At 43.8% G+C, this 14,607-nt stretch carries 12 protein-coding genes; 5 read left to right on the top strand and 7 right to left on the bottom strand.

Going from position 1 to position 14,607, the window contains the following annotated elements:
* Positions 1 to 64: 64 nt before the first annotated feature.
* From QO189_RS02575 to accC, 4 genes are all read left to right on the top strand, one after another.
* Positions 65 to 553, top strand: a complete 489-nt coding sequence (locus QO189_RS02575; protein WP_371531379.1) for an EVE domain-containing protein — start codon at positions 65 to 67, stop codon at positions 551 to 553.
* 353 nt (positions 554 to 906) lie between these two features.
* Positions 907 to 2,274 carry an MATE family efflux transporter gene (locus QO189_RS02570; protein WP_371531459.1) on the top strand — a complete coding sequence of 456 codons (1,368 nt, stop codon included), beginning with the start codon at positions 907 to 909 and terminating at the stop codon, positions 2,272 to 2,274.
* A gap of 242 nt (positions 2,275 to 2,516) precedes the next feature.
* Positions 2,517 to 2,945, top strand: a complete 429-nt coding sequence (accB, locus tag QO189_RS02565) for an acetyl-CoA carboxylase biotin carboxyl carrier protein (RefSeq protein ID WP_075106157.1) — start codon at positions 2,517 to 2,519, stop codon at positions 2,943 to 2,945.
* A 125-nt stretch (positions 2,946 to 3,070) separates the two neighbouring features.
* Entirely contained in the window at positions 3,071 to 4,432 is a 1,362-nt protein-coding gene (gene accC / locus QO189_RS02560) for an acetyl-CoA carboxylase biotin carboxylase subunit (protein WP_075106156.1), read from the top strand.
* 151 nt (positions 4,433 to 4,583) lie between these two features.
* Here the strand turns inward: accC and QO189_RS02555 are convergent, their stop codons facing one another.
* Both QO189_RS02555 and leuA read right to left on the bottom strand, forming a co-directional pair.
* Positions 4,584 to 5,204: a hypothetical protein gene (locus tag QO189_RS02555; protein WP_371531378.1), complete on the bottom strand. Its 621-nt coding sequence runs from the start codon at positions 5,202 to 5,204 to the stop codon at positions 4,584 to 4,586.
* 279 nt (positions 5,205 to 5,483) lie between these two features.
* Positions 5,484 to 7,268, bottom strand: coding sequence for a 2-isopropylmalate synthase (gene leuA / locus QO189_RS02550; RefSeq protein WP_371531377.1), 1,785 nt, complete (start codon positions 7,266 to 7,268; stop codon positions 5,484 to 5,486).
* Positions 7,269 to 7,488: 220 nt separating this feature from the next.
* On the opposite strand from leuA, the gene QO189_RS02545 reads away from it, so the two are divergent.
* On the top strand, positions 7,489 to 7,977 hold the full coding sequence (locus QO189_RS02545) for an Lrp/AsnC family transcriptional regulator (RefSeq protein WP_371531376.1): 489 nt from the start codon (positions 7,489 to 7,491) through the stop codon (positions 7,975 to 7,977).
* 23 nt (positions 7,978 to 8,000) lie between these two features.
* On the opposite strand, the gene QO189_RS02540 is transcribed toward QO189_RS02545, so the two are convergent.
* The 5 genes from QO189_RS02540 to QO189_RS02520 all read right to left on the bottom strand — a co-directional run bounded on the left by QO189_RS02540 (position 8,001) and on the right by QO189_RS02520 (position 14,209).
* On the bottom strand, positions 8,001 to 9,257 hold the full coding sequence (locus QO189_RS02540; protein ID WP_371531375.1) for a YbfB/YjiJ family MFS transporter: 1,257 nt from the start codon (positions 9,255 to 9,257) through the stop codon (positions 8,001 to 8,003).
* Positions 9,258 to 9,383: 126 nt separating this feature from the next.
* A complete protein-coding gene (locus QO189_RS02535; protein ID WP_371531374.1) occupies positions 9,384 to 10,727 on the bottom strand; it encodes an ABC1 kinase family protein in 1,344 nt (447 codons plus the stop codon).
* Between the two features lie 90 nt (positions 10,728 to 10,817).
* A complete protein-coding gene (locus QO189_RS02530; protein WP_371531373.1) occupies positions 10,818 to 11,609 on the bottom strand; it encodes a ThiF family adenylyltransferase in 792 nt (263 codons plus the stop codon).
* Between the two features lie 46 nt (positions 11,610 to 11,655).
* Positions 11,656 to 12,528, bottom strand: a complete 873-nt coding sequence (prmC, locus tag QO189_RS02525; RefSeq protein ID WP_371531372.1) for a peptide chain release factor N(5)-glutamine methyltransferase — start codon at positions 12,526 to 12,528, stop codon at positions 11,656 to 11,658.
* A 52-nt stretch (positions 12,529 to 12,580) separates the two neighbouring features.
* Positions 12,581 to 14,209 (bottom strand): MFS transporter, encoded by a 1,629-nt coding sequence (locus tag QO189_RS02520; protein ID WP_371531371.1) that lies wholly within the window; start codon positions 14,207 to 14,209, stop codon positions 12,581 to 12,583.
* Positions 14,210 to 14,607 lie beyond the last annotated feature (398 nt).

The raw sequence follows: 14,607 nt of genomic DNA, 5'->3' as shown, positions 1-14,607 counted from the left end.
AATAAAAAACGCACCCTGACAATGTTAAAGATTAAATGTAAAAATGAAGCAAAGGATAAGACATATGGCTTATTGGTTAATGAAATCAAACCCAAAGTTTTTTGGTATTCACGATTTACAACGATTGGATACAGATAGCTGGGATGGTGTCCGCAACTACCGCGCTCGCAACTTCATGCGTGACGATATGAAAGTCGGTGATAAAGTGTTCTTTTATCATTCTAGTGCAAGGCCCTCTGGTGTGGCTGGTATTATGACGGTCAGTCAAGCAGGCTACCCTGACCCCACTCAATTCCACCCCGAGCATCGTCACTATGATCCTATTGCAACCGAAGAAGAGCCACGCTGGTATATGGTGGATCTCACTTTTGAGCAAGCGTTTACAGAGGTGTTACCGTTATCAGAGCTGAAATTTTTGCCTACGCTTGAAGACTCATTACTGCTGAGAAAGGGCTGCGAGCAATTAACGGTCATTCCATTAGAGCCCAAACACTGGCACGCGATTATGGACATGGCCGAGACACTCGAACTACTGCCAGAACACACCAATTAGCTTGACCCTCTATCTACTGAACCTACTGATTATCAATACCCAGGTAAAAAAGCTTAAGACGAGTATTCACATAGCGCTTCTAAATCGTTGACATCATAGTCTGGCTTCTTTACCATCTTATATGTATATGACCTGTCAATCTACTGCTTGGATTGACGGGTTATTTTTATTTTAGTGCCTTCACTTTTATTTTCTTACTCCGTCTGTATAAGCTTGCTCATATTGTTTATCGGAGTATCATCGTCGGCACGACTCTTCTCATACTGTGTCAATATTGAATTGACGACGGTATATGCTTGTTCACCGTTACTATTTTCATAACAATTATCGCAAAGAATAAAAAGTTGCTTACCATGGTTTTCCCATTATCTTTCAGAGACTTCAAAAGCTACAGTTTACGCTTAGGGGTCCTCGCCCTACCTATCTTGATTACTCAGTTTTGCCAAGCAGCGCTTGGGGTTGTCGATGCCATTATGGCAGGCCAAGTATCTGCGCTTGATTTGGCGGCCGTGGCAGTTGGATCTGGCATTTGGCTACCGCTGTTTTTATTAGCAACAGGTGTGTTGATTGCCACTACCCCTCTCATTGGTGAGGCTGTCGGTCAGGACCAGCATCATCAGGTTCCTCATATTACTCAGCAGTCCTTATGGACAGCAGGCGCTCTTGGCCTTATTGGTTTTATTGTTGTCAATTTGGCACCCAATGTCCTTGGCATCATGGGTGTGCCTGAGAACATTCAGCCTATAGCAACACAATATTTACATGGTGTGTCTTTTGGTTTCCCTGCGTTGGCTGTCTATGCTGTGTTACGTAGTTATTGCGAAGCGCTTGGTCGACCTGAGCCGGTAACGGTTATTAGTATTGTCGGTCTGCTTGCAGATATTCCTCTGAACTATATTTTTATCCATGGTTTATTTGGTATGCCCGAGATGGGCGGTGCAGGCTGCGGTGTGGCGACCGCACTGGTATTATGGATCAACGTCCTGTTGCTGGCTATTTATACCAGCTTTACTAAGCGACAAGAGTTTGCTGGTACGCGCTTTTTTTATGGTTTTACTAGTCCAAATCGCACACAGATCAAAAAACTTCTAAAATTGGGTATTCCTATTGGTGTCTCTATCTTTTTTGAGGCCAGTTTATTCAGTTTGGGCGCTCTTGTTATCAGTCCGCTAGGAGAGCTTGCAACAGCGTCGCATCAAGTGGCTTTATCAGTAACGTCACAGCTATTTATGATACCGATATCCGTCGCGATGGCACTCACCATTATGGTCTCAAATCGTTATGGTCAAAAAAACCTCTTAGCACTCCGTCAAGTACAAGCCACTGGACTTGTCTGGACAGTATTGATTGCGCTCACTTGTATGCTTGGCATATGGCTATTTAGACCAGAGTTGGCAGCAGCATTTACCGATAATCCAGCGGTTAGAGCGGAGTCTATGCATTTGCTCATCTTTGCCCTTGCCTATCAGTTATTTGATGGCTGGCAGGTCAATGTCGCTGGTATATTACGCGGTATGCAAGACACCACCATACCGATGTGGGTAACGCTTTTTTGCTATTGGTTAGTGGCGCTACCACTGGGTATCTATTTAGTGCGTTTCACTGATGTTGGCGCTCAAGGCTTTTGGATGGCATTAATCACCGGCCTGTTCTTATCTTCTATTCTCTTGACCCTTCGTCTTCGCTATCAGCAAAGACGTTTAACAGCACTGTGGGGTTGAAACTGATTGATTAAAACGTCACATCTCATAACCATTGCTAGCGATACTTAGTCACATAGACTATGATGAATCGTAGATGATTTCTTACTGAAAACATGGCTTACGTCAAAATATGTAAAAAATCTCAGTTAACAACTGTACATTGATTGCTCATTGCTCTGAATCTAGGTATCATTAGCAACTAATTAGACAATATTTAGTTACACTATTTCTCGAATTTAGTACAAGGTCAGATAAAAACTATGGATATTGAAAAAATACGCACCCTCATCGCCCTTATGGAAGAAAGTGAACTGGTTAATTTAGAAATCAGTTCAGATGACGAGCATATTAGCTTAACTCGTCACTATGATGCGCCTGCACCAGCCATGATGGCAGCGCCAACTGCTAGCGCAGCGCCTATTGCTGCTGAAGGAAAACCTGCGGAAAAAGCGGGGAGCGTCGAAAACTCGCCGATGGTTGGTGTTTTCTATTCAGCACCAAGTCCTAACGACCCACCATTTGTAAAAGTTGGTCAAAAAGTTCAAGCGGGTGATACTCTAGGTATTATCGAAGCTATGAAAATCATGAACCCTCTTGAAGCGACTCAAAGTGGTATTGTTGACGAAATCTTGGTAGATAATTCTGAAGTCGTACAGTTCGGCCAACCTGTCATACGTTATAAAGCGTAACGATATTTGCCATACTTTATTTCATTATGGCTGGTTTTTGATATACATATCGCATCAAAGTCAAATAATAGGATGCTATATATCAAAACTCAGTCAATAACTGATGCTTCGACAAGGATGAACCCATGATAAAAAAATTGCTCATTGCCAATAGAGGTGAGATTGCCCTGCGTATCGTTCGAGCTTGCAAAGCGCTAGGTATCGAAACGGTAGGCGTCTACTCTACTGCTGATGCCAACTTGATGCACCTGCGCTTTGTTGATGAGGCAATTTGTATTGGTAAGCCTAATGCCAATCAAAGTTATCTTGATATTAATACTATCTTAACTGCCGCTGAAATCACTGGCGCGGATGCTATTCATCCGGGTTATGGTTTTTTGTCTGAAAATGCTGAGTTCGCTGAGCGCGTAGAAGAAGCAGGATTGACTTTCGTTGGCCCTAATGCTGATCATATTCGCTTGATGGGCAATAAAGTCTCTGCCATTAACGCCATGAAAAAAGCGGGCGTACCAACTGTACCCGGTTCTGTGGGTGCCGTTACGCTACATAATGCTGAAGAACAAGCACGCAATATTGGTTTTCCGCTATTGATTAAAGCGGCCTCTGGCGGCGGTGGACGCGGTATGCGCGTCGTTGAGCGCTTTGATGAGCTGGTCGGTCAAGTACAGGCTGCTAAGCAAGAAGCTGAGCTTTGGTTCGGTGATGACACCGTCTATATGGAACGCTACCTACAAAACCCACGCCACGTAGAAGTACAGGTACTGGGTGATGGCAATGGCAATGCTATACACCTATATGACCGTGATTGCTCATTGCAGCGTCGCCATCAAAAGGTACTAGAAGAAGCGCCTGCTCCAGATATCCCAGATGATGTCCGCGAACCCATCTTAAAAGCATGCGTGAAAGCCTGTGAGCTTGTGAAATACCGCGGCGCTGGTACGTTTGAGTTTTTGTTTGAGAATAATGAATTTTTCTTTATTGAAATGAATACTCGAGTGCAAGTTGAACATCCAGTAACCGAGATGATCACTGGTATCGACGTCGTCGTTGAACAGCTAAAAATTGCAGCCGGCTATGGTTTATCTTATCGTCAAAGTGAGATTGAAATCCAAGGTCACGCGATTGAATGTCGTATCAATGCTGAAGATCCAGCAACTTTTGTTCCTTGTCCTGGTACTGTCAATCAACTATTTGCGCCAAGTGGCGCAGGCGTTCGATTCGACTCACATCTATACCCTGGCTATGAGATACCGACTTACTATGATTCACTCATTGGTAAGCTTATCTGTCATGGTCAGACTCGCCAGCAAGCCGTTGCTAAGACCATACACGCACTTGATGAGTTGATCATTGAAGGTATCAAAACCAATATACCGCTACATCGTGATGTGATTTTGGCAGATGAGAATTTTGCCAAAGAAGCACAAAACATTCACTATCTTGAGCGAGAAATGTTGACTGCGAATAAAGCTAAGAAAGAGGCGTAGAACAAAACGATTATAAATCGTAAAAAGTTCACCAACTCTTGTTTGAATAGCAGTACCAAAAGCTAATCATAAAAAAGCCGCCATATTGATAGCGGCTTTTTTGTGCTCAGTAGATGTCAAATAATCTGTGCAGTATGATAAAAGCTACTTATTATGGCAATACTCTATTAAAAGTCATAAAGCACTCTGTACCGTCAGGATCAGCGCACCACTGCATTTGATTGCCGTCGTGGTACAAAAATGCGATCAACGCTTCATCAGTTTGATCAATCTGATTGCCTGAGCAATCTACTTCATTATTATCATAGACCGTTTTGATAGCGATAACTGGCAGCCCTTCTTCACGATGTGTGACTAGATAGCGACCGTATGTCCACTCTTTACCACTGACCGCCCACATCTCATTGTCCGCACCAAAATTATATAACTCACGGCACTGATTCGACTTGTTGACTGACGCCATTAAGTTTTTACTGGTAGTCGGCTTAATGTTTAGTATGCGTGCTTCACTTTGAGTGATTATGCCGCCGTCCATATCAGCTACCACCTTAGGCTCTGCACTGTTTTTTTGCAGACTATTCGATGATTCCGTTTGCTGAGCTTTCGCGTCTTTGGTCATGGTGATAGAACTGTTTAAATCTATCTCCCACTGTCCTGCAATGGCTGGACTGATATGCGTAGTGATTGTCGGCTCAGTAACCGTCTCACCATTCACCGGCAATGAAGCCAGAATAGATGCTAATGTAAATGAAGCAAATGATATAGGTTCCATGATTAACCTTTTATTTATAATATTTTATATACATTAGCGTAAGTCGTAGACACCAAAAACACAAGTAACATTATGCTATTGGGCAAAATACTCTAATCCAAACGATAGCCAAAACCTTAGTCAGTAATGACGTTGAAGTAAGATAATGCCTGATAATCTAGCCGCTTTCTACTCATAAAAAAATAACACCGTAGCTTTGCTTGTTGAGTACAAGGAGCTACGGTGTTATATATTTATAAAATTAAGACCAGTAAAGTATCACGATATCGCTATTTAATGCTAAGCCGCTTCTACATTCAATGCCTGAGCAAAGGCTGATAACGCTCCTTTTAGCATGGCTGAGACTGTGCTGCTACACGTACCGATGCCAGAGTACACTTCGCCATCTACATTTAGCTGGATATAAGCGGCGGCATTTGCATTGGTTTTATTATCACTATTGGTATCATCATCGATACCGTTACCACTGTTGTGATGCGGGTTAATGGCATGCTCTGCATAGTTAATAATATGCAATGATTTACCCGTGTGCTGTGCAAGACCGTCGATAAACGATGATAATGGACCATTACCCGTACCATCGATATCAATGGTATCGTTATTCATCTGTACTTGGCCGCTGAAATACACCTCACCGCCTTTGTTATTGACACTATAATCTAGTAACTCAAACTTGCCTTGCTGCAAATAGGTATTTTCAAAGGTTTGTAAAATTTCATCATTTTGCAATTCACGCGCAGCCGCTTCAGCTTGTTTTTGTACCACTCGGCTAAAGTCAATCTGCATCCAACGTGGTAGGTTAAATCCATAATTACGCTGCAAGATATACGCGACACCACCTTTTCCTGACTGGCTATTGATACGTACCACGTCTTGATAGCTACGACCAATGTGCGCGGGATCAATTGGTAAGTAAGCCACATCCCAAACGTTGTCAGTCTCAGTTTGATTGTTTTCATTGTAATCAAGTGATTTTTTGATGGCATCTTGGTGTGAGCCACTAAAGGCAGTAAAGACAAGCTCTCCCACATAAGGATGACGCGGATGCAATGGTAAGTTATTGCACTCGCTCACAACCTGTACGATTTCACTCATGTTGCTAAAATCAAGCTCAGGATCGATACCTTGGCTAAATAAGTTCATGGCCATGACCATAATATCCATGTTACCTGTACGCTCGCCATTACCAAGCAACGTGCCCTCGATACGATCTGCACCTGCCAACACACCCAATTCGGCCGCGGCTACAGCACAGCCACGGTCATTATGAGTATGAAGACTAATAATGACATGTTCACGCTGGGGAAGATTGCGGCAGAAATACTCTACTTGATCCGCAAAGACATTAGGCATAGATGCTTCAACAGTCGCTGGCAAGTTAAAAATCACCTCTTGGCCTTGTTGTGGTTGCCACACATCACAAACCGCGTCGCAAACCTCTACTGCATACTCAGTCTCTGTCTGGCTAAAGCTCTCTGGCGAGTACTGAAACACCCACTCAGTCTCAGGGTATTTGGCCGCATACTCTTTCAATAATTTGGCGCCTGTAATGGCAATCTCTTTAATTTCGTCTTTGTTTTTGGCATAGACTTTTTCGCGCTGTACACGGCTGGTTGAATTGTAGACATGGACGACAGCACGTTTTGCGCCTTTTAATGATTCAAAAGTACGGGCGATTAAATGCTCACGCGCCTGTACCAATACTTGTAGCGTCACATCATCAGGCACGTGGTTTTCTTCGATAAGTTTACGGGTAAAGTCAAATTCAACCTGCGCCGCTGATGGAAAACCAATCTCAATTTCTTTAAAGCCAACCTCTACTAGTGTTTCAAAGAAACGCATTTTTTGTTCAATCGTCATCGGATCAATCAGTGCTTGGTTACCATCACGCAGATCCACACTTGCCCATATTGGCGACTTCTCAATTGTTTTGCTCGGCCACGTACGATCTGGCAGCGATGGCGCAAAGGCAAATGGACGGTATTTACGGAAGTCAAAAGCGGCATTTTTTGGTGTGATCTTTGCAGTCCCAGTGGCTGCAGTATGCGTGGCTTGGTCAGACATAATCAATCCTTAGATGATATGGTTATTTGTATATTTAGCTAGGCGATTAGCTGTTGGTTAAATTTGTATTTATCATACGGGGTAACGAGTAGTTACACCATAATAATAGCAAAGTTTAGCAAATAGAAACCTGCTATTTTTTATTTTATTTTCTATATTTTTAGTGGAAAAACCTATTTTATTTATTATAATCGAATAAATTCACTACCAAGGAGGCAAAATGCCAGAAAATTATATAGGAAGTGCAGATACAGCAAATATAGATGACATCGATAAGCAATTATTGCGTTTGTTGCAGACGCAGGCACGTATGAGTATCACGGAACTGGCTGAGCGCGTTAACCTTTCTGCCACCCCTTGCGCACGTCGTATTAAACGCTTGGAAGATGCAAACATTATCACGGGTTACTACACCAAAACCGATGCGCAAAAACTTGGCTATCCGCTTGCCGTGTTTATCGCTATCAGTATGGACCGTCATACGGCTGAGCGTTTTGAGCATTTTGAGCGTAGCGTTCAGAGTTTTGAGGAAGTCGTGAGCTGTAGTATTGTCACAGGACGTACAGAGGACTATCTGATTAAAGTCAGAGTGCGTGATATGGCACATTATGAGGAGTTTTTATTGCATCGCCTCAATCGTATTGAGGGTGTTGCTCAAGTTCATACCAGTTTTGAGTTGCGAGAAGTATTTAGCCGTAGCGTCGTATAAAAGCGTTGAGGGCACTAAAAACGCTAGGCGAGCATTGGTGATTGTCTACGGAATAATATGATTAATATCAACCCAATCATCAATCCAATAGCAGCGACCAGTAACCCTGCATTGAAATTGCCATCCTGTCCTGCCAATGCTACCGTTACCAAAGGTCCCAAGAACTGCCCTAGTGCATAGGCGAGCGTTGCCAATGCAATCAGCAAATTAGAATAAGCAGGATTGATGTTTTTAAACAACGTGAGTGTCATTGCTACCATACCGACGAAGGTCAACCCTAGAATAGCTGCATTGCCATATAATCCAAGCGCACCATCAAACCATATAGGCAAGCACATGCCAAACGCTTGTAATACCGTGAGACCCATTAGGGTTTTTATCTCACCGATACGTTTGGCAAGCGCGCCCCATAACGGATTTGACAACATCGCAAAAATACCGACGACCAACCAAATCATCAATCCAGCATAGGTCTGTGTCGTTAGACGCTGTGCTGCCATAACAGGCAGGAAAGTTGCTGAGCTGATATAGCCAAATCCTGCCAATATATAACTCATAAAAAGTAAAGCAAGCGCTTTATGGTGTCCAGAAATCGCTTCATATAAAGAGCGTTTGAAGTTCAAATAGCTCTGATGCACTGAGACGTGCTGTTTCGAATCGGTCAACTGTGACTCCAAACTATTTACTGGTTTGGGTTTTATCGCGTAGAGGAGCCATATCAGCGGTAAACTGGTACAGCCTGCAACCAGCCAAATCACATCAAAGTGATAGCCCAATGTTAGAAGCCACCACGTCACAATGGCAGAAGCACTAATACCAACGCCAATGCCTGCATAATGTACGGCCGAGAGTATAGAGCGGCGCTCGGGGCTCAGGTTTTGAATCACAAACGATGAGCTCAATATCATCGCTACCCCGCTTGCAATCCCCGCAATTAGACGAATGATATACCATAAAGTTAACGACATATTTGGTACGACGAGTAGCATCGTTGTGACAACACTTATAATCGCCCAAAGCGTCATCGCTTGCCATGTCGAGCGCTGAGGCACAAACATGGCAATGAGGGCACCGATAAAGTAACCGATATAATTGATTGATGCTAGCCAGCCTGCAATCGTCGTTGATAATGACAATTGCACCATAATATCAGGTAAGGTGGCGGTAAAGAGAAAGCGTCCATAGCCCATGACAACTGCCATGCAGTACATACCGATACAGGCGATGGCAGCTTCATTGGTGATGGTAGGAGCGATACGGCTTTTAATAGCAGTCATCATGACAGCGCCATTTTTGTGGCAATTAGCACACAATCCTTTGTGTTAGATAATTAAAAGCAATAGTAAAACAAGTAGGAGTCAAGCAGTTATTGGCATTATTAAAACAGCATAAAGTAAAAACAAACGCTACGATACATCTAACGATATTGTGTTTGTCGTATCCTGTCTTAGCATTTGTACACGCTGATCGCTAAACATATCCATGTCAGGGGCTAGCGTACGCATAAACCGATCAAAATATAACATTTGCTTGGTCAATAAAGCAAAGTCGCGCGGGAAATGGATACCATGACGTTTGCCAACCTCGACAATTTCAAGCATCATTTTATTGAGCTCGTCGGCCTGCTCTTTACTATTAAACGGTACGCCGCTAGTAAAGGTCTTATCTTCTGCCATGATCGTTATCATCATGCGCTCTAAATCATTACCTAAGGCAACCACATCAACTTTATTGCTGCCATGCGTCATTTCCATATCAATCATATGGCGTGCCATCGCTTGATAGTCACTATCTTGCATCGCTTGCATCATACCCATGCACGCGCGCCAGCTCTCAGCTTTTAGTTTACCCACAATACCAAAATCTAAGAAACCAATACGCCCGTCGGTCAATAGCATTAAGTTACCCGCGTGCAGGTCAGCATGAAAACTATTGCACAGCATGAGACTGGCAAACCATGTGTTTAACGTATCTGCCATGACTTGCGCAGGATCGCTGCAGTACTGACGCATGAGCGATTCATCAACCATAGAAACCCCATATAGACGGCTCATCGTCAATACACGCTTGGTGGTCAACGCTTCATACACGGTTGGTGCCACGACCCGAGTGTTGCCTGATACGGCTAAGAACTGCTGAAAATCGCGAATATTCTGTGCCTCAGCGATAAAATCGGTCTCGGCAAGCATACGCAGGCGAATCTCATCGATAATCGGCGCGATACTCGCAAACTTCATCGACGGCATCACTATTTCAAGCAGCTTAGTCACGCCGTGCAAGACGCCCAAGTCGGTCTGCATGATCGTCTCGACGCCAGGCTTTTGTACCTTTAGCACTACCTCATCGCCATTGTGCAACCGTGCTGCATGCACTTGAGCGATAGAGGCGGATGCTAGCGGCTCTGAATCAATATGCGCAAACTTATCATCAAGACTCATACCATCAGTCGCTAGTTCTTCTTTTAGCACTTGCTCGATATAAGCGTAAGACAATGGCGTGGTTTGATCCAAACAGCTCTGGAAAGCGGTGACATAATCACGTGGAAATAGCGATGGCGTACTGGCGATAAACTGACCGATTTTGATATAAGTCGTGCCTAACTGCTCAAAGGTTTCTTTGAGTAGCATTGCATCAGGTTTCTCCCCTTTTGCGACTCTCAGCGCAGACAGACCTGCCACACTCGCTGTTTGGCGAACACGATTAACGACGTTAAAAGTATGCTTTAATAAATGCGGACGATGAATTTTCATAAAAAACAACTATGGTAATAAAAAGGATTTAAAAATAGATAATTCTGAAAATAGACAATATAATCTAAAGATACATCAAAGGCACATTATTCAATTGGGACTGCTACAGACAGGACACTCTGGATCTTTTCTATAACCCATCAGCCGTTGCTGCATCTGACTACCATCCCATATGAGTAGCTTGTTTGTCAGTGGATTTTTGGTTAACCCCAGATACTGCAAAGCAGTATTGGCTTGTAGGTTACCCATGACAGCTGTGGTACTCGCGAGCACGCCCGAATTGGCACAAGTCTGCTCATCAGCGGCTTCATCAAGCACGACTGAGCCAAACACACAATGATAGCAACCTGTGTCTAGATGTGGCTCAAACAGTGCTAGCTGCCCTTGCATCGCAATTGCCGAGGCAGAGAGTAATGGAATTTGATAGCGTACGCTAATGCGATTGATGACGTCACGAGTCGCAAAGTTATCCGTACAGTCCAATAACAAGTTTGGCTTACCCGAAGCCATATCGAGCAACTCATAAGCGTTGTCTTCATTTAACCTTGCCACTGTTCCGCAAGCTTCTATCAAAGGATTGATGCGCGCCAGCATAGCCGCTGCTGTCAGCGCTTTGGACTGACCAATGTCTTCTGGCAAAAATAGTGTTTGGCGCTGTAGGTTACTTGCCTCGATCGTATCATCATCGATTAAATGAACAGATCCTACCCCTGCTCTCACTAATGTCTCAGACGCTGGACAACCAAGCCCGCCTGCCCCTATCATCACCACGCGTGCTGATTTTAGTTGCAGCTGAGCATCCATATCCCAACCGTCTAGTAGTATTTGCCGTGCATAACGGAGTAGCTCATCATCTGATAGCTGTACCATCTCTTCTGCCATATTTATTCACAACCTATCATTAAAGAAGCCTACTCGTAAAACCTATCTATGGGCATTGCCCTAGCGTGACGCGATCATTACCACCATAATCTTGTACCGTGTGTACTGATTCAAAGCCGCTGTCTAAAAATAGCTGCCGAACCGTAGCACCTTGGTCAAAGCCATGTTCGATAGCCAATAGTCCATCTGTACGCAAATAATTTGGTGCCTTCTGGACGATATGCTCGATATCAGCCAAACCATGATTGGGTGCACTGAGCGCGCTGATCGGTTCAGCGGTTAGCCCTGCCAAGTGCTCGTCTGCCTCGTCAATATAGGGTGGGTTTGAGACAATCACATCAAACCAATGCTCAGCACCAGTGGGTAGCGCTTGATACCAGCTACTTTGGATAAATTCAACATGAGCAACATCATTACTCACGGCGTTGTGCTGAGCAACCTTGAGCGCCTCAAGCGATAGATCAACCGCCACCACTTGCCAATCAGCGTGCTTTAACTCATGGGCAAGACTGATAGCGATACAACCTGACCCCGTACCTAAATCCAGCAAGCGCTTATGATTTCTCGATACTGGCTGAGCATTTATCCAATTCAATACTTGTTCGACCAATACTTCGGTATCGGGTCTGGGGATCAAGGTGTGCTCATTGACGCTAAAATTCAGCGACCAAAACTCTTGCTGTCCAGTCAGATAAGCAAGCGGTATTCCTTGCTGCATCTTTACCACACCAGCATTGAACTGTGCAAGCTCACTATCGGTTAGTTGATAGTCGTCATCCGTCATCAAAAACAGTTTCGGCTTATCAATGACATGTAATAACCAGTCCGTTAGCCAAAATGATGGCATCTGACTGCTCGTATCACCATTCGTCAGTTGCCCAATTTGCTGCTTGATTTGACGAATGTTCAATGCTGTCATAAGTGACTCTTAAAGATATTGTGGATATATAAATGCGAAAGTACTGCCGACGCTACTCTGACGCGCGCGGTGGCTCATTGGTATCGGTCAGGTTTGGATTTGCCTTTGTTAATTTGTCATTATCACCGTATATATCGTCATTATCACCAATGACAATGTGTTTATCGACCAAGTAAATCAATATCAAAATTGGCACGCCAATCGCAAAGGTAAAAATAAAGAAAAACGGATAGCCCATATTGTCGACGACAGCGCCAGAGTAACCACCCATCACCTTCGGTATTAGCGTCATTAGCGATGAAAAGATAGCATACTGTACCGCCGTAAAACGAATCGAGGTCAAGGCAGATAAGAACGCGATGAATACAGCACTGGCAAGACCTGCTGCTAAATTATCAAAAATCACGGCCACGTACATATGCGGTAAGCTACCAGGATGATAAGTGAGCAGGACAAATAATAAATTCGTCACACAAGCTAATATGGCACCGATCATCATCGCCTGCATCATACGCATCTTTTGAGCCAAAATCCCGCCCAAAAAGCCACCCGCAATAACCATGATAACACCTACTAACTTCACAGCATTGGCAATGTCTGTCTTACTAAAACCCATGTCTTGGTAAAAGACGTTCGAGATAACCCCTGCTACGATATCAGAAATGCGGTATAAACCAATCAAGGCCAGTAGTAATAATGCTTTTTTGCCATAACGGCGAAAAAAATCAACGACGGGTTCAACCCAAGTCGTATAGGCCATTTCTTGTTTGACCACGCCTACTTTGACAGACAGGTAACCCACAACCGATGCCACCAATAGGCTTGCTAATAGATGAATCACCTCAAGTAAAAAGGCAAACATCACACTGTCTGTCTCTGGCAGTAACGCGCCAACATTGACAAAAGCAATGATAAAAGCGACGACCGACAATACAAATACCAGTACTAAGCGAGAATAGTCCGAGGCGGGACGATCAATACGTATCTGCTCGCTCACAGGCTCCCGAATTATCAGCGTGGTCACCACACCTACGCCCATCACTGCTGCCATGATCCAATAAGTATTGCGCCATGCTTCATAACTATAAAACTCTTCGGTCGAACCGAAATAATCTGCCAAATAGAGCGCACCTGCGCCTGCAAAAATCATCCCTAAACGGTAGCCTGCCGTATACATTGCCGACAATACCGATTGGAAGCTCGCAGGGGCAAGCTCAATACGATAGGCATCGACCACAATATCTTGCGTGGCGGATGAAAAGCCCAATAGCACGGCTGCCATTGCCATATAATGCAAACTGCTCTCATCGGTCGGATTGATGCTAGCCATCATATAAATCGCCAAAATAATCAAGAGCTGTGCGATCAAAATCCAACTACGACGACGGCCCAATAACCTAGTTAATATCGGTAGCGGCACCGCATCTACTAGGGGCGCCCAAATGAACTTGAACGAATAACCCAATGCTGCCCAACTAAAGGTTGTCACCACACTGCGATCAAATCCTGCCTCACGCAGCCATAACGATAAGCTGGAGAAAATAAGCAAAATAGGAATACCCGCTGCAAAACCCAAAAACAGCATGATCATAGCACGCCGATCAAGATAGGCTTTCGCCGCCTCGCCCCATGATTTTTTGGCGATGGGAGGTTTGGGTGGTACAGATTTGACAGCAGACATAATAACTCACCAACAATTGAGACAAATAACACAACTGCGCACAATTTTTATCAATCTTTAGAATCAGTTATCCATAAAAAGATCGATAAAAATTGCTCTACGTTGCACCAATATGATCATTACAACAAAATTCAGTTATGGTACTTGAGAACCTCTACCTTGACTAGATGTTTTTGCATTAACTCATTGATTCTGGCATTTTCATAACGGCTTATATTTCGCGGCAGTAACGCAGATTATAGAAATCTTTCACTATGGTTAAATCAGTCCTTAGTTTTCTTACTACTTACTCTCATTAAAGATGTCTGACAACGCTTTCATTTATCGGTAATATATAGATAGAGGTAGGATCAATACAAACTTGATCGGCTTATTACTGTCCTGCCTAGTAACAAGAG

This window comes from Psychrobacter sp. Arc29 (assembly GCF_041431175.1).
Lineage (GTDB): Bacteria > Pseudomonadota > Gammaproteobacteria > Pseudomonadales > Moraxellaceae > Psychrobacter.
This window is presented reverse-complemented; position numbering and strand designations above follow the sequence as displayed.